The following is a 24,102-nucleotide window of genomic DNA, read 5'->3' on the forward strand; positions in this document are numbered from 1 at the left end:
CCCATGGCGCACGGTTACAGCGGCGACCGAGCCGCCTAACCGGCTTGTATGAAAACCGATGCTCTCAATCGCCGCCTTCGGTTCGCCAAGCCCAACCCGATGGTGGCCCGCCTCCAACTGACCGAACGCGACCTCCTCCTTTTCGAGGCCATCAACCGTCACGGTCCGTTGCCGTCTCACTATCTGTTTGAACTGACCAGACACCTGGCGCGCAGCTTCAAACACCTCCAGTACCGCCTTACCGAGCTCTACAATGGCGATCAGGCGGGTCCGTATCTTCTGCGGCCCGAACAGCAGCACGCCGGCTACGAGGCGCGGTATCAGCATCTGGTCTATGACCTCGCGCCACGGGCCCGGAAGGCGTTGGCCGAGCGGGGCGCACTGGGGCGCTTCTCCCCCCGGCGGACCGACCCGTTTCTTCACCAACTTATGGGCGCCTGCGTCGCAGCGTCCTTCGAAATCACGGCGGCGACCAAGGGGCTTCGCTACATCCCCCGCGAAGAGATACTCGCGCATCCGCGTGGCACGGCCGCCCGCGAGACGGCCAACCCGATGGCGATCCCCCTCTCCAGTCACGGCTCTGAGACGGCGATCATCCCCGACGACCTGTTCGGCCTCGAATATCCCGGCTCAGGCTTTCGCTTCTTCGCGGTCGAAATCGATCGGAACACCGAAAGCATCGAACGCCGGGACCAGAGGCAGAACGCCTTCGGCAAGAAGATCAAGGGCTACCTCGACGTGCTGAAGAACCAGACGTTCAGATCGCATTGGGGCCTGCCCAACCTGCATGTCCTGACGATTACGACCAACGCGACGCATGGCCTGAACATCCTCGAGCACCTGAGAAGGCAAGATCAGCCCCGCTTTCAAGACAGGTTCGCGATGGCGTGCGAACCGTCGTTCGGCGCCAATTGGCGGGTGCCGCGAAGCGTGCTGTCTCACCTCCTCGACGAGCCGTGGGCGACCGCCGGAGCCTCAAAGGATTTCAGCAAGGCGTAGTCCGATTGCTGAGTGGACCGACCAGGCCGGCGAACGGTCAAGCGCACGGCAGCAACCCCGGCTCCGCAGCTTCGGGGAGCGAGCGAGTTCTACCCGGGCGGTCGACTAACCGCGCCACTGAATGGGAGACTCGGCGACCCACCAGTCATCAGTTTCAGGTAGGCGTGGTGGTTAGGCAGGCTAAGGATGTCGTGGACGTCAAACTTGCCGTGGAGTTCGTGCGAGAGGTAGGCCGCATCCTCGGCTCCTGCACGAAAGACCGCCAAGCTGCCGACATTCCCAAAGACCGCGGAACGGACAGCCGGATCCAGCTGACTCAAATATTGATGGGCCAGGATCAGCCCTGCCCCAAACTTCCGGAGTTCGGACATCATATTCGCGAGTGACAGCGTAGTTAGGCTTTGAAACTCGTCAGCGTAGATGAAGAAGGCCGCGCGCTGGTCCGGCGGAACATTCGCGCGACTGAAAGCGGCCAAGCCCAGCATCGTTACCATCAGGCCGCCGAGGATCACGCAGGCGTCTTCACCCAGCTCTCCTTTGGACAGGTTCACTATAAGCCCCCGTCTCTCGTCCATGAGCGGGCGGAGGCGGATTTCTGAGACTGGCGACACGAGGATCCGAAACAGGGTGGGGTCGGCCAGGAGCGCGCCGAGCTTGTTTTGTATGGGCGCTACCGCCTCGGCGCGGAGGCGGGCTGGGTAGTTTTCAAACTCGGTCGTCCAAAATTCCTTCACCACCGGGTTCTCGATCTTGCGCGCCACCGCTTTCCGGAATTTTTTGTCCGAGAACAGGCGCAAGATGTCCGGCAGACTCCCGTCGTCCCGCTCCAGGAGGGCATAGAGCGCGTTGCGGAGAACATGTTCCATTCGCACGCCCCAAGCCTGCGGCCACTGCTTCCTGAAGGTCTCGAGGATGCCCGCGGCGGCCAACGGAATGCGATCTGGACGAACGCGACGGAGCGGATTGTATCCGAACGGCTGCAATGGATCGGGCGCATTCAGATAGGTGATGCGGTCCCGCAGCGCGTGGGGTGTCCATTCCCAAACGCGCTCCGCCAGATCGCCATGCGGATCTATGAGGGCGAATCCTCGGCCGGCGACGATATCCTGACGGAGCAGAATCTCGAGGAGCGTAGACTTTCCGACGCCGGTCTTGCCCACGATGTACATGTGCGAAAGGCGGTCCGTCTGGGCGATGGCAAGCCGCTTCTTCGACCCATGGAAGTTCGATACGCCGAAGAATGAAGGCTGGTCGCGAGGGTCAATCATCGCTCGTATTCTCCGCCAGCCGGTCCTGAATGCACGGTGGACAATGGGCGCTGATCGGGGCCGATCAGGAGCAAAGAGGGACCCCGAGTTACCGGGGTCCAAGGGTCAGGTCGGTTCGGGTTCGCTGAAGCCCTGTAGGTAGATCGCTGCGTCATTCGCTCGCGCGGCGGCGGTGAAGACGGCGCGGCGGTCGTCGTTCAGAACCTTGAGCCAGGACGCGACATAGGCGGCGTGGTCTGGTCGCGGCTCGTTGGCGATGCCGAGATCCGCGCAGAGGAACGCCGCCCCTAGTTCGGCAATCAGTTCCTCAAAGGCATAGTCGTTGTCCCCAAACCGCGCCCCGAACGTCCGATCCAGGCGGTGAGGGGCGCCGCTCCAATGGACAAGCTCATGGAGGAGGGTGCCGTAGTAGGCTTCGCTTGCGGAGCTTGTCGGCGAGCCCCGGAACCGGTCTCGAGCAGGAAGCTCGATGCGGTCGTAGTCGCGGCGATAGCAGGCTCGTGACCCACCATGCAGGATGACTGCGTCGGTCGCGGCGACGAACGCCTCCACTTCGGCCAACGCCCCAATGATCGGCACCGACGCAGCGGGCGGCTGCCAACCGTCCACTTGGCCGAGGTTGAAGACCCGGGAGGCGCGCGCGACGAGGCGAAACCGACCCGACTCGTCAAGTTCGTCTGTAGGGGCGGTGTTGAGGCGATTGTAGAACACGATGACGGTGCCGTGCTCGCCGCGGCGGACTTGGGCTCCGAGCCGCTCCCACTGCCGGTAGCTCGCCCACCATCCGGTTGCGTATCCAGACATGACCGCCTCGGCCCAAAGGGCCACGACGTTCACACCGCGATACCCGTGGCCGGTGAGGGCATTGGTCGGTCGGCCGGTCGCGGCGCTCACATGCCACGGCATAACGAAGGCGCCGGCTCCCGCCTCTATGGCGGCGACGATCTCGTCCGTAACGGTCCGATACAGGTCGAACCGATCGTTAGAAGGTACAGAGGTTTGCATAGCTCGCTCCTTGGCGCGGAGGAGCGTCGGACCATTCCGGCGCTCCTGGAGGCCAGGGAGCGGAGCTGCATTCTGGAGCCAGTCTGTCGGGCCAAGCGAACCCGGTCACGACGGCCAACCGACACGAGCCGGGTCGACGGCAATCGAGCCAAACAACCGCCGTGCTCGACCGTCTCCCATCGGCGATCATGCCTGCATGTCGCTACCCCCCGAGGAGCTCAAAGAGTTCAAGACGCGCTACGAGCACGCGTTCAACATCCGGCTCTCCGACGGAGAGGCGCTCGACCTCGCCGATCGTCTGGAAGAGCTCTATCGCATCGTCCTGAGCCGCTCCGTAGAAGCCGGCGAGATGCCGCGTGTGCCAAGTCCGCCGTGGCATCCAAAATCGCTCATCAAGGATGGGGAAAACGCACAAGAGGAGTAGGACGCCTTGCTAGCCGGCGGCTTGACCGGAAGGTTCATGACCTAAAGACCATTCGGAACGTCTTGGTGCAGATAGCCACCTGGCAGTACGACCAGGCCGCAGCGCCCGACAAAGCTCAAGCCCGCCCGGGATGGCCAGTCGTCTAGGTGAGGGCTTGACTCGACCGAGACCCTGACAGATATATGTCAGGGTTAGGCAGTCAGAGAAATGGCACAGCAGCTTCCTCAGCTTCGAGTGACAGTGAATTCCCGGTGCGGGCGGGGGTGCTTTTACTGCCGTCCCTCCGGTGAGGCAGTCGCCACGCCCCCCAAGGCGGCGCTCTCGGCGCAAGAAGTCATTTCGGTGACCGAGATACTGGCGTCGCTGGGCCTCACCGAGGTCAAGCTGACGGGTGGCGATCCGGCGCTGTGGCTTCCGCTGATCGAGTGTGCGGGTGCACTGAAGAAGATCGAAGGACTGCGCCTCGAAGTAATTTCACGACACCCCCTCATCGGCGACCTGGCGCAGCCCCTGGTGACCGCAGGGACTGACATGATCAATGTGAGCATCGACACGCTCAAGCCCGAATTGCACCGGCTGATCACGACGAAGGACGATCTTCCCGCGTTGCTGACGGCCATTCAAAAAGTCATCGCCACCGGCGTCCCATGCAAGATCAACATGGTCGTCATGCGGGGGGTCAACGATCAAGAAGTCATGGACCTGGTGGCGTACTGCGAAGCGGCTGGAGTCCATACCCTTAAACTGCTCGACATGATCGAAGACCTCGACGATGGCACCGAGGCGTTCGGCAAAAGGCTGAAGCTGCTGAAGATCGATCCGCAGCCAAAGTCCTTGAAGGATCTATACCTCCCCCTCGGCACCATTTCCGAGACGCTGCGGAAGCGGGCAGTCGAGTCGAAGCAGGCATATCAGGGCGGCTTAGGACACCCGATGAGCCACTACGTGATGGCATCGGGCCTGAACGTGCTCGTCAAAGACCATCACGCCGGGGCATGGTTCGGCTCGGTGTGCGACGGTTGCCGGCATTTCCCCTGCCATGATGCGCTCATGGCCCTTAGGCTGACCGCCGACATGCGACTTCAATTTTGCCTGCTGCGGGAAGATGTCGTTCTCGACCTGCGGCCGGCCGTCCAAGCGGGGCCATGGGCCGTGCGCGAAATGCTTGAGGAAGCCGTCGCTGTCTACCAGGCGGCGGAGTTTCGGTCAGCTCAGCCGCCCATGCCCGAACTTACTGCGGGAGGGGCCTGACATGATCAAGCCTTTGGTGGTGCTAGCTTACCCGAAAATCGATCACGAGAAGGACTACGTCTACTACTGGATGCCCTTCTCGCTTCTCAGCATCGCCAAGGTGCTGATCGACGACGATGTCGCGGACGTTGTGCTCTTTGACGGAAATCAATCCGATGAAGCGGCATGGCATCGCCTTCTTGATGCCCACGCAGATCGCGCCGTTTGCATCGGAATTAGCGTCATGACGGGTGGGGGCCAGATTGCTCACGCCCTCAAGATGGCGGCTGCTGCCAAGGAGCGCGAAAATTGCCCGATGCTGGTATTTGGTGGCCCCCACGTAAACGTGCTGCCCGACCAAACGCTCGCCCATCCGCTTGTCGATTGCGTCCTCGTAGGCCCAGGACAGACCTCGATGCCGGCGCTGGTGGAGGCCTTGCTGGGACGTCGCTCCCTTTCGGAAGTGCCGGGCCTCATCTCGAAGGGGCTGTCCGGCGTGATCCGCGGTCCGGCCAACCCTGCCCGCACCCGCGATCTGGGCGGGTACCCGTGGCAACTTCTCGATGTGCAGAAATATGTTCGCGATGACCCCACGGTGTCGCCGCGCACCTTGAACTATGTCTCATCCCAGGGCTGCGTTTACAAGTGCAGGTTCTGTTACGAGCTTACCTACAAGCGGAAGTACAGCCGCATCCCGGTTGACGCCCTAATCGCGGACGTCACGGATCTGGTGAAGCGGTTCAATGTCGGTGGCGTCAAATTCTACGACGCGGACTGGTTCATCGACCTTCATCGCGCTGCCGGGTTCGCCCGCGCCCTTATTGACCAGAAACTCGGAATTCGCTGGGCCGCGTCGATCAACCCCAATGACATCATCAAGGCCCGACGTCTTGAACCCGATCTGCTTCCTCTCATTCGCGACAGCGGTTGTTCCCGATTGTTGATGGGTGTCGAGTCCGGGTCCGATCGCGTTTTGAGGGACGTTGTCGAGAAGGAGATTACTCGCGAACAAATCCTCGAGGTGGCCGCTCAAATTGCCGACCACGGCATCCTTGGTTCCTACACCTTCATCGTTGGTTTCCCGGGCGAAACCGCTGCTGAGCAGGCCGAGACGTACGACTTGATCGAGCAGCTGTGGAAATTGACTCCGACGCCTGAGACCCGTGTTCATGTGTTTGCGCCCTACCCAGGCACACCGCTGTTTGAGACCGCCCTGGCACAGGGGTTCAAGGCGCCAGAACGCTTTGAGGAGTGGGCCTCGTACGACTACTACGAATCTCAGACACCATGGACCGATGCCGAGACTGTTCGGAAGGCTCGCTTCCACACACGGATGGTCCTGGCCCCCAAAACTGTGGCGGCCTAGCCATGCATGGGGTGTCTCCTATGGTTACCAGGGTCGAGGACCTTCTTTTGGCGCGCCATCGGATTTTCCAGGCGATCCGGTCCGACCTAATCGAGAGCGGTCATCTGGAGGTGACAACGCCCTTCATCACGCCGTACCCAGAAATTTGTCCCACCTACCAGTTCGCCACCTCTCACCCCGAACTCGGTCAGCCGGGCTACCTGAGGATTGCCCCGACCGAATTCCTCAAGCGGTTAGTGGTCCGGGGAGCCCAGAGAATTTTTGAATTCTCGACCAATGTTCGGGTTGAGAAGGTCGACGAAACGCATTTGCCCGAATTCATCTCACTGGAGGTGATGAGCGCGGGATCGACGGTCGTCGACATGGCAAACCTAACCGAGCGCTTGGTCCGCATCGCCCTCGACCACGGTGTCCCTGAATCCAATCGGGCTTACCAGCCTCCAGGCTCCAGCCGCCCCTACCAACTTGCCGAGCCTTGGCCCCGACTGGCGTTGCCCGAGCTGTTCCGGGACCGATTTGGTGCCCAACGAGAAGATCTGTTCGACTCAAGTCGCTTGGCTGAATTCTCGCGGTCGCTTGGCCTCATACCGAACGTGGCTGCCGATTGCGCTGACCTGATGGATGACTTGGTCACCAAGCTTACGACCGAATTCGACACGCCGGTTTTCGTCGGTGAGTATCCCCGCTACTTGGGAGGGCCGGCGAAACCGACTCTCGATCCGCGGTTCAAGGAACGCACCGAATTGTTCGTCGGAGGCCTTGAGCTGGCGAACATGTCGTCAACTCTTACTGACGCTGCGGCTCTCCGTACGTGGCACGTTGAGATGTACGAACTCAAGAACGCGCGCGGCATCCAAACAAACTGCCTCGATGAACCATTGCTATTAGAAGTAGAAAATGGGCTCCCCCCTTCAGCGGTATTGGGGCTGGGGTTGGAGCGAGCAATAATGGTCTCGTTGGGCGTGTCCGATATTCGTAAAGTGAAGCCATTCAATTGGCATGACCTCTATCCAGTATAATAACCCTCTGCAAAAGCCATGACTCCTCTATTAGCAAAACACCTAGGCCCAGGCTCGACGATCGCGGTCGTGTCGCTGTCTGCTCCCGAACCGGTCGCCGAACCCGATCGTTTCAAGCGGGGCCTTCGAGCACTTGAAGCGCGCGGGTACCGCGTTGTGGTTTCCCCAAGTGCCGAGAAGCGACATGGCTATCTCAGCGCGCCCGAGCGCGAACTTGCCGCCGACTTGATGGCCGCGTTTCTCGATCCCGGTGTGGATGCGATCATCTGCGCTGGCGGCGGAACCAATGCCAATCGCCTGTTGAAACATCTCGACTACGACGCGATCCGACGCAACCCCAAGATTCTTGTGGGGTTGAGCAACCCGACCACGGTGCTGAACGCGATCCATGCCCGCACGGGGCTGGTCGTGTTCCATGGCCCTGTCGTGGTTTGGAACCTGGGCGAGCCTGGTGGCCTTGATCCATTTTCGACGGACAACATGTGGCCCATGCTTGAGCAGAAATGGCGGGAACGCCCCATTCCTCCGGAACCCACTTGGCGATGGCTTCGAGGCGGAAGCGCTTCTGGACCGTTGCTCGGCGGGAATTTGATCTCCCTGCAATGCCTGCTCGGCACCTCGCACGAGCCGAACTGGGATGGCGCAATCCTCTTTTGGGAAGACATCGCCAAACCGGTGAACCGCCTCGATCTCATGCTGACCCACTTTCGCGACGTTGGCGTCTTTGACCGTATCGCCGGAATGGTTGTCGGCCGTCTAGTCGCGTGCGACGAGCCCAAAGGCGGCCTCAGCCTCGAGCATATGTTGGAAGAGGTTCTCGAAGGGACGGAATTTCCGGTCCTCAACGCGGTAAGTCTTGGACACACCCCGGAGAAAGTGACGCTCCCGGTCGGCGCGATGGCCGAGCTCAATTCCGGAACGGAACGATTCTCAATCGTCGAGGCGGTGACGATATGACCAGCTGACGGCCGTTTTTCATGAAAAACCACGACGTATCAGTCAGCGCCGCCTCCCGAAAAGAGTCCCGTCTGAGCCGGCTGCTCGGCATCATTCTCATCTTGCGCTCAAAGGAGTGGATTTCCGCAGAAGGCCTAGCGGGGCGTTTCGACGTAAGTCTAAGGACGATTTACCGCGACGTCGGCGTGCTCCAAGCCAACGGAGTGCCCATCGAAGGTTTCCCCGGGCCTTCCGGAGGTTACCGACTTGCGGGTGAAAACCCGCTGCCGCCACTGCTATTCGGTAATAATGAAGCTTGGAGTCTGTACGCACTCGGCGAGCTTGGGACGACAGGTGGCCATCAGGCCCGCAATGCGCTTGGGCCCGAGTCCACGACCTTGCTGGAGCGGGCTAAGAGCCGATTGTATTTCGATACGTCCGATTGGTACTGGCGAACGGAGGGTACGGATCTCCTTCCTTCGATCCGAGAGGCGGTATTTCAGAGTAGTGAGCTTCGAATCTTCCACCGCGACCGAGGGCGTCACGACATCCTATCGGTAGAAATGCGGCCGCTTGGCTTGGCCTGGAAGGGCGGCCAGTGGTACGTGGTCGGGCAACGGAAGCCGGACCTGACCGTCGTCAGGATCAGGCTCAACCGGATAATTTCATCCGAGCCGGTCGGCCTATCCTTCTCCTACCCGGAGGGGTTTGACCTTCGCCAATGGTGGTCGTCGGAGATTGAGAACTTCGGCAAAGGAAACGTGCGCGTCACACTGATCGTGTCGGCAGCCGCACAAGAAGAACTGCAATCGCTCGCCATCAAAAGCACTTCGTCGATTGAGTACCGCAACGACCTAATGGTTGTTCGGCTCTACGTCGACAAATGGGACTGGCTTATTCCCTTGGTCATGAGCTTTGGCCAGAACGTCTACATCGAGGAGCCGGCGGCGCTCCGCGAGGAACTAGTCAGCCAGCTCTCGAGCGCGCTGGGGCAGTATCAGTCAGATGTAATGCGCGGGCGGCCCTTACTGCCCAACGACGACAGCAGCGCGAGAGCTTCCCGGTCGCGGGTCCCACATGACTAGCTCGTCCGGTCGATCTCAACCCCGCGCCTTGCCTGAAGTCGGACAGCTTGAGCTGGCCGCCAAGCCGCCATTCAACTTTCGCTACACCTTCTGGAAGCCGTCTCATTTTCCAACTGACTTAGAAGTTCACTCGCGTTCCACGACTTGGCGAACATTTCGTCTTGGCGAGAAGCCTGTTGGGGTAAGATTTGAGGAGGGCATGCAGGGTGTCATCGCCACCCTCTATGCCGACGAGTCTTTGGCGTCCGCCGAACGCGATAGCTTAGTCCGGCAGATCGACCGCGGATATGGGCTCAACGAAGATCTCGAAACCTTTCTACGCATCGCACAGTCGGAACCATCGACCGCTGAAGCAGCCGCGCTGATGCATGGCATGCGAATGAGCTGCCCCGAGAATCTATTCGAAATCTCGGTGGTTAGCCTCCTCCTGCAAAACACAACGATCGCCCGCACGACCCAAATGATGCGAAACATCCTTCAACGGTATGGGACTGCTGTTGAGTTCGACGGGCAATCCCTCATGACGTTTCCGGCACCATCGGCCGTAGCTGACGCATCAGAGGCTGAACTAAGAGAGGTATGCCGCTTGGGCTACCGGGCGAAATATGTGCCGGCCTTTGCAACGTTTTTCATGGATCATGACGAGGAGTCCCTCTGGGCGAATGAACCAGACCAGGTGATGGCTCTCCTTCAAACCATCAAGGGCGTCGGCCCCTATACGTCAGGCGTGATCGCCTCCCATTGCGTGCGTGACTTTAGTCGGCTGTCGCTTGACGTTTGGAACACTCCGATCGCGTCGACAGCGCTATTTGGGCATCCAGATGCGGACCACGCATCCGTTGCCGCCGGCCTTGACCAACGATTTTCCGGATTTTCTGGGCTGGCGTTGCTCTACATGACGGAGCTGATTGCACTCGAAACCCCCCTTGTTCCACTAACGGAGGCCCCGTCGTGAACGGCATGGTGATTCGTGAGTCGTTTAAATGTGAGGTTCTCCCAGAAGCGCTGAAAGCGATCGTGGTCGATCGCTACGATCACTTACTTGGAGGAACTGACCCGGTAGAAATCGTCACCGTTGATGTGGGGCAGGATCATTTGTTGAGAACACTTGTCGAGGTGTCAGGAAAGCTTAAACCTCATCATTATTATGCGCATTTCGTGGTTGAAGGCATCCTATACGTCGTGTTTCCCAACACCATTGTGCCGATCCTCGGGTTAGACGACGCGGAGGGAGTGCGGCGGTGCGAAGCTGTGGCCGGAATATTCTCAGTCCCCGCCAGCCAGTTAGAGGTCCAGATGATGTTCAGATTCGAACATAGCGATTGAGGAAGTCTCCCGCTTCCAAGAGAATCTGCCGCGCGGTTTCTGGCGGTGCGAACCCCAGCGCCCTAGCTCGGATTTCCGACACACGCGTCGGGCGAGACGCCATCACTTTGTCTACGGCGACCACTTTGCGGCAATGAAGTTCGACTCCAGCCCGGGCAAACCCTTCGTCGTGCAGCATTCGCGGGGAAACCACGGTCGCCGGCAGATCGATTGGTATGCACGGCATTGGCAGTCCTAGCGCGTGCACTAGGCTTTCCGCCGCGCGGCGGGCAGACATTATTCTCATAAGGCGGTCGGGTTCTATGGGCCATGCATAGGCCCTACCCTCGAAGAGGCATGTTAGGGCCTCATTCAAAAACGCACTTGCCCCGCGACCGTCGATCGAGCGTGGCAGAACCGTTGGTAGGCGAATGGCAGTGGCTCGAACACCGCTGGTTCGTATGAGTTGTTCTGCGATCCTTTTTTGCCATCCGTATGAGCCCGGCGAAGGGGCGGCCATCGCCGCGGTGGAACTAGCCAAGACCACACGCATGTTGGGTGCGGCGACTCGAGCTTGTCTGAGGACGTGGCTGAATGACTCTACGTCGACGATCCGTGCCGTTCTCACTGCGGCGTTCGGATCTATCCGAATTCGTGCGAGGTAGATAAGCCCGGCAAGGTCAGGTGAAACCCAGCCACCGATCCCTGCGGACCGACTTAAGTCAACGCCGTCTTCTCGTTCAATGACATAACCGTTCGAGGAATTTCTGCGGAGGAGCACCAGTCGACTAAGTCGGTGTACGACCGGCCGCTCCAAAAGAAGTTCGACCAGGCTCGTGCCAACGACGCCGGATGCTCCGACGATAAGGAGCGACGAAATGTCCGTCCCAACACGACTGTGTTTCATGAGCCGCGACTGTAGCGCCTCAGTCTGATTTAACTACTGAGCCGGAAAATTCCCGGCTCGCGCTGAGCCGGGTCGAGGGCGGTCCTGACAAGGCCCACGTCTCAACGTCATATGTTGAGCGCCAGAACCTGACCATGCGTATGTCGATGCGCCGGTTCACGCGCCTGACGAACGGCTTTTCAAAGAAGCTGAACAACCACGTTCACGCGCTGGCCCTCTACTTCGCCTTCTACAACTTCGTCCGCATCCACAAGGCCCTCCTCATGACCCCGGCCATGGCGGCGGGGATTTCGGAGCGGCTGTGGTCTCTGGAGGATATTGCGGAGCGGATCGAAGCCCGCCGCCGGCCTCCCGCAAAGCGTGCCCCTTACAAGAAGCGGGCACCCGCTGTAGTCTGGCCAGAACATGACCGACGAGCAAACCTCTAAGCCACGCCAAGTCACCGCTGTGCGCTGCTCCTTTTGTAACATGGCGATCAGAGGCGGCTTGCAGTTGGAGTCACTGGCCGAAGGGAGCGAAGCCCTTCAGGCGCAAGAGCGTTTGATCCTTCATCAAGACAGGACACACACCCTCAGGACAATCGCATCCTATGCGGTCTCCGCAATCTTTGCTGTTCTCGCTGCCAGCATGATTATGTGGGCGCCAGGAAACAGGGAGTTGGCCGCCAATATTGCAGCTGGAGCGCTGTTGATATTGGCCGCTGGGATTGCTGGCGTCACGCGGTTTCGCGTGACGGCGCCAGCTTTCTCGATTGAGGGCGACCAACAGCACAAGCGAACGGCTAAGCGCCGCTAGATTCAAACTGAGACACTACCAGGCTGGGAGTCACCGAGCTTTACGCCAGCCACGAGATCAAGGGTGGCTCCGGCCTTTTGGGTGTGGCCTCGCGGCTAACCTACAAACCCATGACGTTCAGCGTGACGGTTGAGGACTTCACGGGCGGCAAGAAGATCCAGGGAAGGACTTCCTCGAGATGCCCGCCGTTGAGAAGCAGATCAAAGAGGCAGCCGAGACCTTCGCCCAGGTGCTTGCGGCCGTACTCGATCGGAATACGGACTAGCTTGGCCGGGTGATCATTCCAGAAGCGAAAGACCAAGCGTGGACGCGGCGCGAGCGCCCGAAAGTCAGTTAGTCAAATTACGGTAGCGCTTCCGCGCGCAGCATCTTAAAGTAGTTTCGCACTCGGGTAGGGAGACTCCGATGGCGGGCAAACTTCCAGCGCGACCCAAGACCGATCGGTCCGGCCGGTTCGCTGGGAAGCTCGTCCTCGTTCTGCTCGACAACAAGGACGGACCGTCGATCCGCGCTGGCCGATCTCTCTGGGGCGTTCAGCGCGCGCTTGAATACCAAGCCGGCGACGATCCCAACGAACTCATCGTCGTGCCGCCAGGGTTCGTCACCGACCTGGCGTCGGTCCCGCGCGCGGTCTGGTCCTTCTACCCACCGGACGGCCCTTGGGCGAAGGGCGCCATCATCCATGACTTCCTCTACGAGACGAAGGGAACGGGCGAGTGGCACACGCACCGCGGCATTACGCGGGCCGCTCCGTATTCCCGGAAAGAAGCTGACGACATCCTCATGGAGGCCATGGCCGACCGGAAGGTGGGGAAGTGGGAGCAGTTCGTAATCTGGTCTTCGGTCCGCTTGGGTGGCGGAGGGGGCTGGGGCCATTGAGGTGAGGTTCGACGCGTCGCGATGAAGCGGCGGGCGGACACGCATCAGGACTTCTAGGGGGAAGCCATGTCGAACAAGAGATTTGCCTGGCTCTTCGGGGCGCTCGCCCTGATCTTCGCACTGCCGAGCGTAAGCTACGCCGCCAATTGCACTGCCACCCAGCGGGAGGCGGCGGATCGCCAGCTCTGGCTCAATCAGCGCGACCGAAATCTTGCAAGCGAGATCGTATTCCCGTGGGGAGCGCCGACCACTGCCGACACGTCAAACCAACGTCGCCTAGTTCAGCGCGACTATGTGATCGAGTACGACGATGACCTGCAGGGCCCTATCTGGGCCGCCAATGTCCTGGGATTGAAGGAGCTCCGGGGCGGTCGCATTGACTGCTTTCGGCAGGATCCCCGCATTCCCGGGCCAGTTTCCGCCCGCCCGTCAGATTACGACGAGGCGATCTTCGACCAAGGGCACATGGTCCCGAACGCGGACATGACGTTCGGACAAATCCCCATCATCAACACCTTCGTCATGTCGAACATGTCGCCCCAGTTCTGCCAGTTCAACCGAGGCGTTTGGCAGATACTCGAGACCTTCGAGCGGCACTGGGCGGAAGACGGGACGCCGGTCTACATATTCAACGGAGCCGTCTTCGATCGAAATGGCGACGGGCTTCGCGATCGCGACGACGAGAGCTTCCGGATGCGGTCGCGGTCCGGTCGCACCAACGTCGCCGTGCCTTCCGCCTACTTCAAGATCCTGGCGCGGCAGGGAAGCGACGGCCAGCTACACACCCTGACCATCCTTCTACCGCACGACCAGACGGACGTGGATGGGCAAGCCGCGGTTGACTACTTGGATGCCCACATCACGACCGTGGCGGCCGTTGAGCGCCTCACTGGGTCGGATTTCTTCCCGAGCGCATTGAGCGGTTTGGCTGAGGATAACGCGCTCTGGGATGTGTCGGACGCCTCATTCAGAAGCTTGGTGGCGGCGCCGTGCCGAAGGACTGCAGGGGCCGTGATTGAGGAGGGAAACCCCCGGGTCTTCGCGTTGCCTTAGGAGCGCAATCTGGCGGGTATACGGGTCGAGGATCCAGCCGCTGCTAACGGCGGCGGAATAGGAGGAGCCTATTCCTAGATGGTGAAAGTGCCCGCCCCCGACCAGGCATTGGTCGAAAAGAGCCCATTGCGCGAGGCGCTATCGAGGGCTGCTTTTTTCGTCTTCGCCAAAAGACACGTCAGGACCTTTTGGTTAGCCGAAAAAGCGAACGCTCAGGTGCAACAAAGGCTTGACGGAGATTCCGAGAAGGCAGTGAAGGACAACATTCCCCACTGAAGTCCGGAAATCCCAAGAACCCAGTCGTAGCCAAATTGGGGTTCTTGCCAATAGTGCGCCGTGAGTAAAAATCCACCTCAAGCTGCGCAAGGTTATTGCTAGTCCGCGAGGTTGCCGACTTCGCTTTTTCCTCTTGCCGCAAGAGCGCGGGCTTCCGTCCATGCACGCCTCCTCTGCTGTAAAAGAGGGCGAGCACTTTCCCAATGATCTGGGTCACGTTTCGAGCCGGCTTCAAAGTCACCTTTACTTGAACCCACCTCAAGCGACCGCCCTCACGGCATGCCCAGCGCGTGTCTTGGCCTGTCACCAGCCGTCATGCCGGTTCATTGCCGCTTCAGCGGAATTTTGGTACTTTGAAGGGGTGCCTGTGGGGCGTCAGCCCTATTCCGGCTGGGATCCTAAGCCGAAGGCAGGCACACGATAGACACCGCCCACTGGGCGGTGTTTTTCGTTCAGTCCGTCTCTGGATCGCCCTTCATCGTGCTCACGAACTTGACGTCTCGGTGCCTGTTGGTCGTCCAAGCCGGCACGATGCTCCAGAAGTGCAGCTGGCCATTGCCGATCTTGCGGAGGATGACCTTGATCTTCCGCTTTTCAAAGATGGCGATGATCCCCCAGTAGCGGACGAGCTTCGTCTTCAGTCGCCGCTTCTTTCGTACCTTCACCTCGTATTCCCGGCTCTTCTCCTCGAACTCCTGGAAAGTGTTGGCATGTCCGATGAGCCGAATAGCTCGCGGCAGAAGCTTGAAGCGCATGACTTGGGACGGGCGCTCGCGTTCGCTCCGGCTTCCCTTGAATAGGATGTGGTTAAAACCCTCGGCCGTGAATGACACCAGGTCGCCTAGAGCAGGCGAGAGAACCGGCTTGGTGCCGGCGTAGATACCTTGGGCAATGGCCTTCTGGCGTTCGTAGTCTGAGGCATTCTCCATACGCCCGCGCAGTTTATCACGCAGGTATTGAGGGTCATGGCGGCAGTCTGCCTCAACCGGGGCACACACCTCCATCCTCGCGTCTTGCCTGTGTTCGGCCGGGATCAGGACGGTTCCACAGCTGCCCTTTCGGCTACTCCAGCGGAACACAGCCAAGCGGGCGAGCCTGGGTCTGCGTCGCACCCCAGAAACAGGCCATCAGAGCGCCATCCGGATATTCTCGCACAACGACGACCCTGCCGCTCATTTCGACATAGGCAACGCCGACAACCCGCCCGTTCGGGCTGGGGGTCTCGTTCGGAGCAGACGCTTCGGCAGTCGGTTGGGAAGGGGTCGCGCTGTCTCGATCTGAACAGGAAGCGAGCAACATCGACCCTGCAGCAATAGCACTCAGAACTCTCATCGGGCCTCTCCATGTGAGGATCGAATATGCGATTCTCACATATCAAAGATCCACATATAGCGGAAGAGCTGGTTCTCGGTGCCAGCCTCATGCCCAAGTCAGTGTTCTCGGATGCGTACGCGATTTTTCTGCGGACCCTAGTTGCTGCCCGAAAGGGCGCTGGCGTGAGCCAGGTTGAGCTGGCCCGCCGCGTGGGCAGGGATCAGCCCTTCATCTCGTTGGTTGAGAACGGGGTGCGGCGGGTGGACCTGATAGAGTTCTACGTCCTTGCGCGCGGCATCGGCATTGATCCGGTAGCGCTGTTTGCCGCAATCGCCTCAGAGCTGCCCAACGAAATCGAGATCTGACGCCACCGCAGATGTGCGGCGGGAAGTCCCTCGCGCCTAGCGGCGAGGACAAAGGGAAAGCGTGGTGTGGCGCGAGCGTTTCGGCTCTGCGTCCGGTAGCACTCGTCGGCCGCCCTCCAGCCAATCGTTCAAGCTCGCGCTATCTCGCTTGAGATGTCTGGGGATGGTTATCGCGCCGACCGGGATAGGAATACCGTCGTGCGTTGAAACGGGACGGGAACGGTTCAAAGTGACCTAGCTGGCGCTAGTGCCGGTCAGCTGGAGCTACCCATGGCCAAGAACGAAACCACTGGAAAGAAGGCCGCGAGCAATGCGGCCAAGGTCCTTGCCGATCCGAAGTCGAGCAAGGCCGCCAAGAGCGCTGCAGGATCAGCACTTACCCAAGTCAAGAAGAAGTAGAACTGGTCAGGCCCCGCGCTCGATAGAGCGGGGGCCGCGCCTCTCGCTTCACCTGCCACCCTGCTTGGCAGGAAGATCGATTGGCCGACGCGTATTAAGCGCTCAATCCGGGCGCTAGCCGCGATACGCCTCGGGGAGGGAAGTATGGCCGCAAAAGGCGCAGTGAGTTGGGGGTGGATTGTCGCCGCTCTGCTGTTGGTTGGTCTTGTGAGCCAATGCGGCAAAGACGTTGGGTCAGGCACGGAAGCGCCAAGCAACGCGTCGGTGCCCCCGCGGACTGAGTGGCGCTACGTCCAGCCGGCTTCAGCGAACTGCCGTACAGGGCGCTCAACGAGCGACGCGGCCGTCGAGAAGTTGGACAGGAATGACTTCGTCGGGATTGTCGAGCAGCAGGACGGTTGGTCCCTCGCAGATCGATCGACAGACTGCTGGGTCCGATCTGATCTGCTTGGCGATGCCCCAACTCCCGAGCCGGCACCGGTTCGGTCTCTCATGGGGAGCTCCGGAGGCGCAGGACCTTCGACAACGCGCCGGTCACCCGGTCGCTCATCAAGCTCGACCTACTACCAGAACTGCTCAGCGGCACGCGCCGCCGGCGCGGCACCCGTCTATGCAGGCGAGCCTGGATACGCACGGCGGCTTGATAGGGACGGCGACGGGGTGGGCTGCGAGTAACCGCGCGTCACCTAGTCCCACTCAACAACCCGCAACCCGTCGTCGGTCTCAACGAGGGCCATGGGCGGTATCTCCGGCGCACCCCCGCCCTTGAGGAGATAGAGCGATCCCGCATACCCCGGACCGTCGGTCACATAGTCAAAGCGGACGCCGTAGACGAGGCTAGCCAGAAGCGCGCCCCGAACCTCCTCAGCATCATCATCAAGCCCCCAGCCCTCAACAACGTCCCGCACAGCCGCCACCTCCCCCCACTCCTGGGCGGTTAGTTCGTATGGTTTGTTCATATGCCCGGACTCTACCACAGACCGGGAAATGGCGCCGCAAGGGGAGGGGATATCGCCGGCGCGGCGGGAGGTCCCTCGCGCCGAGGGGCGAGGACAGAGGGAAGGCGGGTTGTGGCGCGAGCGCTTCCGATTCGGCTCGTCTCTCAACGGGGTACGCTTGGGTCGAGCGGCCAAGGGACCACATTGAAGCGTGGGAGGAAGGCAAAGAATGCCTCGGCCGATCCCTTATGAACCAGGAAGCGCGGCCGGAAGGGTTCGAGCGGCGTAATGTCGAACCAACCTGCACCCGCATGCTCGAGTAACGAATGCGCGACGAGTCGAAGATAGTGACCATCGTCAGCCTCGATTAACCAGCCGTGGATCGGAACGACGTCTGGAGTTTCCGCGGCCCACCGCGCGGCATTGCCATGACAGTTGTGACGGGCTGGTCGGTCACCGTTCCTGAACGTCACGTCCTGTAGTTCAACGACCCGCGCGCTGCCGCGACGGCTCCATAGCGCATTGAAGTAAGCGGCCTCAGGCTCGGTGATCCAGGTCGACACAGGTACCTCCTTGGTCTCTCCGTCAGCGGGTCCGGTGAACCAAGAGATTCCCGCGAGTAACATCAGACCGTTGGCGCGATCCATATGCCAGCTGACTGAGATTTCCATTCACCGTAGCTGTACTCCCTCGCGCCCCACGTCACCTTGCACCAGACGCCCTGCTGCACGGCGTGGCGTTCGCAATATCGTTCAATGACGGACGACTTCACCGTGGTCGCGAACCCCACCAGACCGCGGACCTCGCGCGGCGACGTCGGGTCCCAGTCCGCGTACCAGTGCCGCCACGACGCAATGACTTCGTCGTCCGTCCGGATGTCCATGTGATCGCTGGCGCAATCCACGCTGAAGGGAAGAGCGCTGATGCGCGGCGAGGGCATATGGACGTGGGTGACGAGTTCTACCGATCCACGGCCGACATCGAACACCATGGTGGTCGAACAGATTTTTCTGGCGGCCGCCTTGCCCTCGTCAGCATCCTCGCCCGGGTAGAGGCCGCCCTCGTAGCGCGCTGGGTTCGCAAGATAGGACCAAGGCCGCCCCGACGGCGACGCTCCCTCCACGAAGGTCGCCGTCGCGGCGGTGACCCGATCGAATTCGAACACGGCGTAGCCGGACCCGACGACCTCCACCGCCCTCAAGGCGGACAGGCTGTCGTCGTCCGGCACGTCCGAAGCGGCCGCGTCCCAGATATCCGCCGCGAGACGTTTGAGGTCGCGGTCCCCGGGGATGATGCCGTCGGACCAGGTCGGGCGTGAGATCGGCTCCACGCCGGCGAGACCCCGGTTCAGGGTCAGCCCTGCGCGAGAATGCTGTTCCGCCATGTCGTGGGGAAGTCCCCATTCGGCCGCTGCGAAGGCGAGCGTTCGCAGATAGGCAGAGACATAGGTTTCTCGGTCCTGGAAGTCGAACTGTCCGGTCTTCTCGCGATCTCCGTGGAAGAAGTAGGACGGGTCACCCATGCCGCGATGATCATCGACCTGCAGCCATTCCCACTCATGCCGCCAGCGATTTAGGAAGGGCAATGAGGACATTTCCTCAAGATGCTCCAAGTGGGATTGGAACATCTGGGGGACGCCGTTGAAGGCGGAAAACGTGGCCCGGATCCGGTCCGAGAGCGGTGCGTCTCCGGGCGGCGCATAGGCGTATCTGAAGGGAAAGAGCCCTGCTTCCTGATGGAAGTTCGCCTTCAGGATCCAGTCGGACAGATGAGAGGGGGCTGTGACGGCGTCCCGGACCCGGGCGAACTCGAAATGCGGCGCGAGGTCGAACGCCTCGATGATGTTTAGGCCTAGAACCGTTTCGCTTTCGTACGTCCGTTCGCTGATCCAGTTGAGCAGGCCGTCGCCGGCATTTCGATTGCCGCTGCGGATCAGGCCGGCGATGGCCCTCGCGGCTTCCAGACGAACGCGCGGCACCGGCCACAGGAGCCGGGTCAAGAGGACGTCAAGGGCGGGCGGGGTCAGGCCCATGGCGGTCGCTCCACGGGCTGTTGCGACAGTTCCGCCCGGAAGGTCTCCACCATGACGGCCGTGTGCGCCTGGGCGAGTTCGAACTCGCCCAGCTTCAGGAAGAAATAGATGAGCCGGGTGAGGCCGATGACCACACCGTTCTTGCTCTCCCTCAGATCGAGCGCGGGCTTGCTCGTCTCGCGAACGAACTCCTTCCAGCGCGCCTTGTAGTCGCGAGCGACGACATCGAGCCGCGCCTCCGCTTCCTTGCTGCTGGTGAAGAAGCTGTGCCAGCCATAACGGACGATGTGGGCGCGGATCAGCCATTTAAACGCCTCGCTACGGCCGTGGACCTTGGCCGCCAAGTCGGTGGCCGAGTCCAGGCCGCTGTCGATGTCGATATGCAGGCGGGTCTGGCTCAGGCGCTGCTCCAGATCAGCGAGCGCGTCGACGCCTCGTCCTTGCCCGTCCCAATAGGCGAGCCAGTCTCTGATCGGCGAGCGGGAACTGTTGTAGATGTGGAGCCGATTGCGCTCGTCGATGAGGGCCGCCAGCTTCCCGGGCGGATAGTCGCCCGGCTCAGGGGCCGGAGTGTCGGTCGCGGCAACGGCCGAGGCGCTTTCGTCGGTCGCGGGAGGAGGATTAGCGCTGGGCCCCACCTTGCGCCGAAGTTGATCCGCCACGGAGGCCAAGGCCTCGACCTTTTCAACTGCGGCCCTTTCATCCGGCATGATGTAGGTTGACAGGAGTGCGGCCCCTTCGGCTCCGTGCGACCACTCGAGCGCGGCGAGCGATTTGTAGAGATCCTCGGCGTAGTGCCAGTCCTCAGCCCGGGTCAGGTCCGCGAGGATGGCGGCCGCCTTCTCCGGATAGTATTTTGCGACGGCCTCGTAGTAGCTGCTTCTGATGTGGGTCGTGCCCTTGCCGTCCGTATAGTCCGTGAGGCGGTGGAAGGCGCCCGCCAGATCCAAAAGGGTGACCTTCGCATCGGCGTCGCCGGCGTCGATCATCATCTCCAGGGCGTCGAGAACTTCCGAGGCGAAGGGGTCCTTGCGCCAACCATATCCGAGGAGGCAATCCACCGACCTTTGCAGCGCGTCGGAAGCGATCGCCGGCAGGGCGTGGTCGTTGGCGGCCAACGCCATCTTCCCGAACGCGTCTGCGCGCTCATGGAACTCGGTCACGCGCCCTGCAAGATCCGCGATGCTGGCCGTCAGAAACGCTTCGGCGCTGACCGTGTCATGCAGGGCGACTCTGCGCGTGGTCAGCTTCGCGAGCCATAGTTCGTCAAGCCACAGGACGGAAGCCCGGGCCTGTGCGAGCGCGGCCGCATCGATCACGCAGGCGGCGTCGAGGCCGCGCCCGATCAGGCAGATGTCGAATGCGGCGTCGATCAACGCAAGGCGAACGGCGATGAAGCGGCTGTTGGCGTCGAAACCCTGACCCTGATCGCGCAGAGGTCCATACCAGTCGAAGACTTCGCCCAGGGTTGGCCAGCGCTTCGTCCCTGTCCAGCTCGTGGCGATCCGTTGCGCGAGCGCCTCGAACGCGCGGGCGGCTCCGGCCAGCCAGCTTCTCGCGGCGTGATCGGGAATCTTCACCCATCCCTTGACCTTCTTGCCGGCAAGACCCGCTGCGAGGGCGGACATGAAGGCCCGGTAGAGCATGCCGCGGACGTCGGTCTGGAACCGATCCTCGGGACCGTCGGCGCCTTTGAACAGACCTGCAAGGTCCCGACCGGCGTAGCTTCCCTTGAGCTTGTCTCCCTTGGCAAGCGCCAGACAGCGGATCGCCGGGTGTTTCGCACCTTTCAACGGGGCCTTGGCGGACGGCGACAAACCTTCGAGACAGAGGGCGACGAAGAGCTCTTGGTCGAACTCGGGACCGTTGAACGTCCTGGCGATCTCGAACACCAGCTCCGGGGACCCGACGAGCCGGGCGCTTTGCGCAAAGGCCGCGACGATGGAATCCGGGTCTCCCGTCCGCCTGGCGAAGGCGAGCACGCGCTTGACCGGCGCCTTGTCGCAAACGGCGACGACCGAAACAACGGCCCTCGCGAGCTCCCCCTGCCGGTCGTTGCTGACGTGTTCTTCGCGGCCGCTCTGGGTGAGCCGCCCATTCAGTTCGGCGATGGCGCGCTCCACGAGGTCGGACCTTTGGCTCGCATCCGTCATCTGCACGAGAGCGGGGATGAGCTGGGGTGGAAGATTGGGCAGATCGGCTCGAAGAACCGCGGGCACGAACGGGTCGCCGCTCAGGTTCGCGGCGATGTGCCAGACTTGGGAAAGCTCCTCATTGAGCAGATCCCGACTGTTCAGGGCGCGGGTCTTCACCATGCGGTGACGCGCCACGGCCGCCAGATCGAAGGCGTCGAAGGACGCTGTCTCCGCATGGTCCAAGACGTTAATCATGCGGTCGATCGGATATCCCGCCGCCACAAACGCCAGGGCCCAGTCTCGCGTCGGTTTCTGGATGAGGTTTTGCACATCTCCGCGTCGGGCCTGGGTGATCCAGAGCCAAGCCTCGCGCCAGTAGGGCGGCGCTTCGCCCTCGAGCCAAGCCAGGGTGGGCGCGCTGTTGGCCATGAACAGGGCGTCGTGATCGCCGGCGTCCTGGAGGAAGGCGAACAGGCTGCCGTGGAAAGGACGGACCTCCATCTCGCGGAAATCCAGAAGATGACCGACCTCCGTCAGGCCCAGGATGCTCTGGTCGTCCACTCCGAAACAGCTGTTCAGGGCGAAGGGCGGCGGGGCGAAGTCGAGCCCGGCCAAAACGTGGAGGATGGCCTTGCCCCTCGGCGACAGCTTCATGAGGAAGGTTGCGTAATAGTCCCGGATGTCGCCGGTCGGACAGGCGGGAAGCGCCCGGACCGTGTCGGCCGTGACCTCCTCGCCCGAGCGCGCGGCCGCCTCGAACGAATAGATCAGATGCAGTGGCAGACCGCCCGAAATGTCGGCGAAGGCGTCCGAGACCTCGGCGAGCGCCTTCGCCGTTGCCTGATGAGGCCATTTGAAGAGGTTCAGCCTTCCCGCCTTGTGCTGGGACCGGACCCAGGCGTGAACGGCGGGGCGGTTCATGAGGGGCAGTTCGACCCAGTCCGGCGTCGGCGCGGCGGCGAGGAGCCGGGCGGGAAGATGCGCCTCGGCAATCTTCTGGGTTCCGACGACCAGATGCATGCCCGGTACGACAGGAATGAGGGCGTTGAACAACTCTTCGGTGTGTTCCTGGGACCGGCCTTCGCGCCAGACATGGTCCAGGCCGTCGATGATGACGATGAGACGTTTGCCCTCGCGGACGATGTGCTGCGTCGCCTGCTCGATCATCTCGCCGACGCTGCGGCGCTGCACATTCAGGTCCGGGATGGCTTCCTCGAGCTGGGACTCCAGCGAGCGAGCTATGGCCTGGACGTGGAACCGGCCTTCGGACCGGTCATCCAGGCTGAGGAAGTAGTGGTGACGAATGCAGACGATCTGCTCCGGATCCAGCGAGGACGTGAAGTGACTGAGGAAGGTGCTCTTGCCTCGGCCGGGCGGGGCCCAGAGAACGGTGATCCCGTCCTCGCCGCGCACGCGCGATGAAAACTGGTCGGCGAAATCGGCGTCGGGAGCCCTGTAGTCGGCGGGCACCTTGAACCCCTGCGGCAGGGGTTTGGCTCTCTCGGTGGAGAAGGCTTGCTGCAAATGGACATGGCGGATTTTGCCGTCCGGATGCGGCCAGTTTTTCTGCGTCGCCCAGAGCTGGACCTGTCGCTGGAAGAGCGCGAAACCGGCGCGATCCGTATCGGACGATATACGGGCCCAAAGCGCGGCTTCGAGATTCTCCAACACCGGCTGGGAGTGCATGAAATCGAAATTGGCGAAGAAGGTACACGCCGACGAGGCTGAACCGAGCTGCGCCTCGATCCTGGCCTGGACCTCCGGCGGGACCTTGGCGTAGTCGACCCGATGACCGACCAAGCAGCCGGCGAAGGTCGAATCCGGCTTGCGGTCGGTTTTCAGCTGAGCGCTCGCCAGCTGCCCAGCGCCGACGTGGGGAACCACCCCGTCCGACCAGTGCTGGAGGAGGGATTTGCCCTTCGGTTTTTTGACGAGGAGCCAGTCCCAATCGAGGGCCGTGTCGGGATTATCAGGATCGACGGCGAACTTGACCTGGGTCAGTTCGTAGCGACCATCTGCCAAGCAGGCGACCACGTCGTCCACGGCCTTGAAGGAGGGCTCGGACGCCTCGATCTCAACCCACTGATACCGGTCAGGCTCCCGATAGAACGCGAGAAGCGTCTCGATGGCCACGAGATCTTGGTACTCGAACCCGATACGGGTGATGGTCGTAGGCTTGTAGTTGTGACCCATACGCTTGTCGCTCACACATTCCGCTGACTGGGCCGGACTCTGGCGGTCCCTCGATCTGACCAAAGTCGCGACTATGACGGGTTTCCCTCGTGGCTGACTACTAGACCATCTTGGCAAACGATAATCTTCTAGAGTGCGGCGAGCACGCCTAAGGTGTGCCGTCTTCATGTCGGGACGGG

At 61.5% G+C, this 24,102-nt stretch carries 24 protein-coding genes and 1 pseudogene; 17 read left to right on the forward strand and 8 right to left on the reverse strand.

Translation table 11 applies throughout. The features are described from left to right. Positions 1-48 precede the first annotated feature (48 nt). The gene (locus ACTIEW_RS05685) at positions 49-999 is read left to right on the forward strand and encodes a replication-relaxation family protein (RefSeq protein ID WP_439476937.1); all 951 of its coding nucleotides are present in this window, start codon (positions 49-51) and stop codon (positions 997-999) included. A gap of 89 nt (positions 1,000-1,088) precedes the next feature. On the opposite strand, the gene ACTIEW_RS05690 is transcribed toward ACTIEW_RS05685, so the two are convergent. Together ACTIEW_RS05690 and ACTIEW_RS05695 are read right to left on the reverse strand one after the other, a co-directional pair. Further along, on the reverse strand, positions 1,089-2,267 hold the full coding sequence (locus ACTIEW_RS05690) for a type IV secretory system conjugative DNA transfer family protein (RefSeq protein ID WP_439476938.1): 1,179 nt from the start codon (positions 2,265-2,267) through the stop codon (positions 1,089-1,091). A 105-nt stretch (positions 2,268-2,372) separates the two neighbouring features. Continuing rightward, entirely contained in the window at positions 2,373-3,272 is a 900-nt protein-coding gene (locus ACTIEW_RS05695) for an ArdC family protein (RefSeq protein WP_439476939.1), read from the reverse strand. Positions 3,273-3,468: 196 nt separating this feature from the next. On the opposite strand from ACTIEW_RS05695, the gene ACTIEW_RS05700 reads away from it, so the two are divergent. The 10 genes and pseudogenes from ACTIEW_RS05700 to ACTIEW_RS05745 all read left to right on the forward strand — a co-directional run bounded on the left by ACTIEW_RS05700 (position 3,469) and on the right by ACTIEW_RS05745 (position 12,339). Beyond that, on the forward strand, positions 3,469-3,696 hold the full coding sequence (locus ACTIEW_RS05700) for a hypothetical protein (RefSeq protein WP_439476940.1): 228 nt from the start codon (positions 3,469-3,471) through the stop codon (positions 3,694-3,696). Between the two features lie 207 nt (positions 3,697-3,903). Beyond that, a complete protein-coding gene (locus ACTIEW_RS05705; protein ID WP_439476941.1) occupies positions 3,904-4,947 on the forward strand; it encodes a radical SAM protein in 1,044 nt (347 codons plus the stop codon). Between the two features lies 1 nt (position 4,948). After that, complete coding sequence (locus tag ACTIEW_RS05710; RefSeq protein ID WP_439476942.1) at positions 4,949-6,292, forward strand: B12-binding domain-containing radical SAM protein; 1,344 nt, start codon at positions 4,949-4,951, stop codon at positions 6,290-6,292. Positions 6,293-6,312: 20 nt separating this feature from the next. Continuing rightward, positions 6,313-7,311, forward strand: a complete 999-nt coding sequence (locus ACTIEW_RS05715; protein ID WP_439476943.1) for an amino acid--tRNA ligase-related protein — start codon at positions 6,313-6,315, stop codon at positions 7,309-7,311. A 69-nt stretch (positions 7,312-7,380) separates the two neighbouring features. Beyond that, positions 7,381-8,268 (forward strand): S66 peptidase family protein, encoded by an 888-nt coding sequence (locus ACTIEW_RS05720; RefSeq protein ID WP_439476944.1) that lies wholly within the window; start codon positions 7,381-7,383, stop codon positions 8,266-8,268. Between the two features lie 20 nt (positions 8,269-8,288). Beyond that, positions 8,289-9,332: a helix-turn-helix transcriptional regulator gene (locus tag ACTIEW_RS05725; protein WP_439476945.1), complete on the forward strand. Its 1,044-nt coding sequence runs from the start codon at positions 8,289-8,291 to the stop codon at positions 9,330-9,332. A 199-nt stretch (positions 9,333-9,531) separates the two neighbouring features. Next, positions 9,532-10,287 carry a DNA-3-methyladenine glycosylase family protein gene (locus tag ACTIEW_RS05730; protein WP_439476946.1) on the forward strand — a complete coding sequence of 252 codons (756 nt, stop codon included), beginning with the start codon at positions 9,532-9,534 and terminating at the stop codon, positions 10,285-10,287. Beyond that, the gene (locus ACTIEW_RS05735) at positions 10,284-10,658 is read left to right on the forward strand and encodes a hypothetical protein (RefSeq protein WP_439476947.1); all 375 of its coding nucleotides are present in this window, start codon (positions 10,284-10,286) and stop codon (positions 10,656-10,658) included. Before ACTIEW_RS05730 ends, ACTIEW_RS05735 begins: the two co-directional genes overlap by 4 nt. Before the next feature lie 963 nt (positions 10,659-11,621). Then, a pseudogene (locus ACTIEW_RS05740) lies at positions 11,622-11,972 on the forward strand (IS1 family transposase); the annotation flags it as partial. Then, the gene (locus tag ACTIEW_RS05745; RefSeq protein ID WP_439476948.1) at positions 11,950-12,339 is read left to right on the forward strand and encodes a hypothetical protein; all 390 of its coding nucleotides are present in this window, start codon (positions 11,950-11,952) and stop codon (positions 12,337-12,339) included. The pseudogene ACTIEW_RS05740 and the gene ACTIEW_RS05745, both read left to right, overlap by 23 nt. A 100-nt stretch (positions 12,340-12,439) precedes the next feature. Here the strand turns inward: ACTIEW_RS05745 and ACTIEW_RS05750 are convergent, their stop codons facing one another. Then, the gene (locus ACTIEW_RS05750) at positions 12,440-12,640 is read right to left on the reverse strand and encodes a hypothetical protein (protein ID WP_439476949.1); all 201 of its coding nucleotides are present in this window, start codon (positions 12,638-12,640) and stop codon (positions 12,440-12,442) included. A 104-nt stretch (positions 12,641-12,744) separates the two neighbouring features. Between ACTIEW_RS05750 and ACTIEW_RS05755 the strand changes: the two genes are divergently transcribed. The 3 genes from ACTIEW_RS05755 to ACTIEW_RS05765 all read left to right on the forward strand — a co-directional run bounded on the left by ACTIEW_RS05755 (position 12,745) and on the right by ACTIEW_RS05765 (position 14,547). Next, positions 12,745-13,218, forward strand: coding sequence for a DUF1353 domain-containing protein (locus ACTIEW_RS05755; RefSeq protein ID WP_439476950.1), 474 nt, complete (start codon positions 12,745-12,747; stop codon positions 13,216-13,218). 66 nt (positions 13,219-13,284) lie between these two features. After that, positions 13,285-14,271 (forward strand): DNA/RNA non-specific endonuclease, encoded by a 987-nt coding sequence (locus ACTIEW_RS05760; protein ID WP_439476951.1) that lies wholly within the window; start codon positions 13,285-13,287, stop codon positions 14,269-14,271. 78 nt (positions 14,272-14,349) lie between these two features. Continuing rightward, positions 14,350-14,547: a hypothetical protein gene (locus ACTIEW_RS05765; protein ID WP_439476952.1), complete on the forward strand. Its 198-nt coding sequence runs from the start codon at positions 14,350-14,352 to the stop codon at positions 14,545-14,547. A 452-nt stretch (positions 14,548-14,999) separates the two neighbouring features. Here the strand turns inward: ACTIEW_RS05765 and ACTIEW_RS05770 are convergent, their stop codons facing one another. Further along, positions 15,000-15,551, reverse strand: a complete 552-nt coding sequence (locus tag ACTIEW_RS05770; RefSeq protein ID WP_439476953.1) for a hypothetical protein — start codon at positions 15,549-15,551, stop codon at positions 15,000-15,002. A gap of 354 nt (positions 15,552-15,905) precedes the next feature. On the opposite strand from ACTIEW_RS05770, the gene ACTIEW_RS05775 reads away from it, so the two are divergent. The 3 genes from ACTIEW_RS05775 (at position 15,906) to ACTIEW_RS05785 (ending at position 17,300) form a co-directional block, all read left to right on the forward strand. Further along, a complete protein-coding gene (locus tag ACTIEW_RS05775) occupies positions 15,906-16,226 on the forward strand; it encodes a helix-turn-helix domain-containing protein (protein WP_439476954.1) in 321 nt (106 codons plus the stop codon). A gap of 270 nt (positions 16,227-16,496) precedes the next feature. Beyond that, positions 16,497-16,625, forward strand: coding sequence for a hypothetical protein (locus ACTIEW_RS05780; RefSeq protein ID WP_439476955.1), 129 nt, complete (start codon positions 16,497-16,499; stop codon positions 16,623-16,625). Between the two features lie 492 nt (positions 16,626-17,117). Next, positions 17,118-17,300 (forward strand): excalibur calcium-binding domain-containing protein, encoded by a 183-nt coding sequence (locus ACTIEW_RS05785; protein WP_439476956.1) that lies wholly within the window; start codon positions 17,118-17,120, stop codon positions 17,298-17,300. 11 nt (positions 17,301-17,311) lie between these two features. Here the strand turns inward: ACTIEW_RS05785 and ACTIEW_RS05790 are convergent, their stop codons facing one another. The 4 genes from ACTIEW_RS05790 to ACTIEW_RS05805 all read right to left on the reverse strand — a co-directional run bounded on the left by ACTIEW_RS05790 (position 17,312) and on the right by ACTIEW_RS05805 (position 23,938). Further along, a complete protein-coding gene (locus tag ACTIEW_RS05790) occupies positions 17,312-17,584 on the reverse strand; it encodes a hypothetical protein (RefSeq protein ID WP_439476957.1) in 273 nt (90 codons plus the stop codon). Between the two features lie 143 nt (positions 17,585-17,727). Continuing rightward, complete coding sequence (locus tag ACTIEW_RS05795; RefSeq protein WP_439476958.1) at positions 17,728-18,126, reverse strand: hypothetical protein; 399 nt, start codon at positions 18,124-18,126, stop codon at positions 17,728-17,730. Positions 18,127-18,188: 62 nt separating this feature from the next. Further along, positions 18,189-19,595: a hypothetical protein gene (locus tag ACTIEW_RS05800; RefSeq protein ID WP_439476959.1), complete on the reverse strand. Its 1,407-nt coding sequence runs from the start codon at positions 19,593-19,595 to the stop codon at positions 18,189-18,191. Next, positions 19,586-23,938: an ATP-binding protein gene (locus ACTIEW_RS05805; protein WP_439476960.1), complete on the reverse strand. Its 4,353-nt coding sequence runs from the start codon at positions 23,936-23,938 to the stop codon at positions 19,586-19,588. The genes ACTIEW_RS05800 and ACTIEW_RS05805 overlap by 10 nt, the downstream gene beginning before the upstream one ends. Positions 23,939-24,102 lie beyond the last annotated feature (164 nt).

Source organism: Brevundimonas sp. (assembly GCF_051860745.1).
Lineage (GTDB): Bacteria > Pseudomonadota > Alphaproteobacteria > Caulobacterales > Caulobacteraceae > Brevundimonas.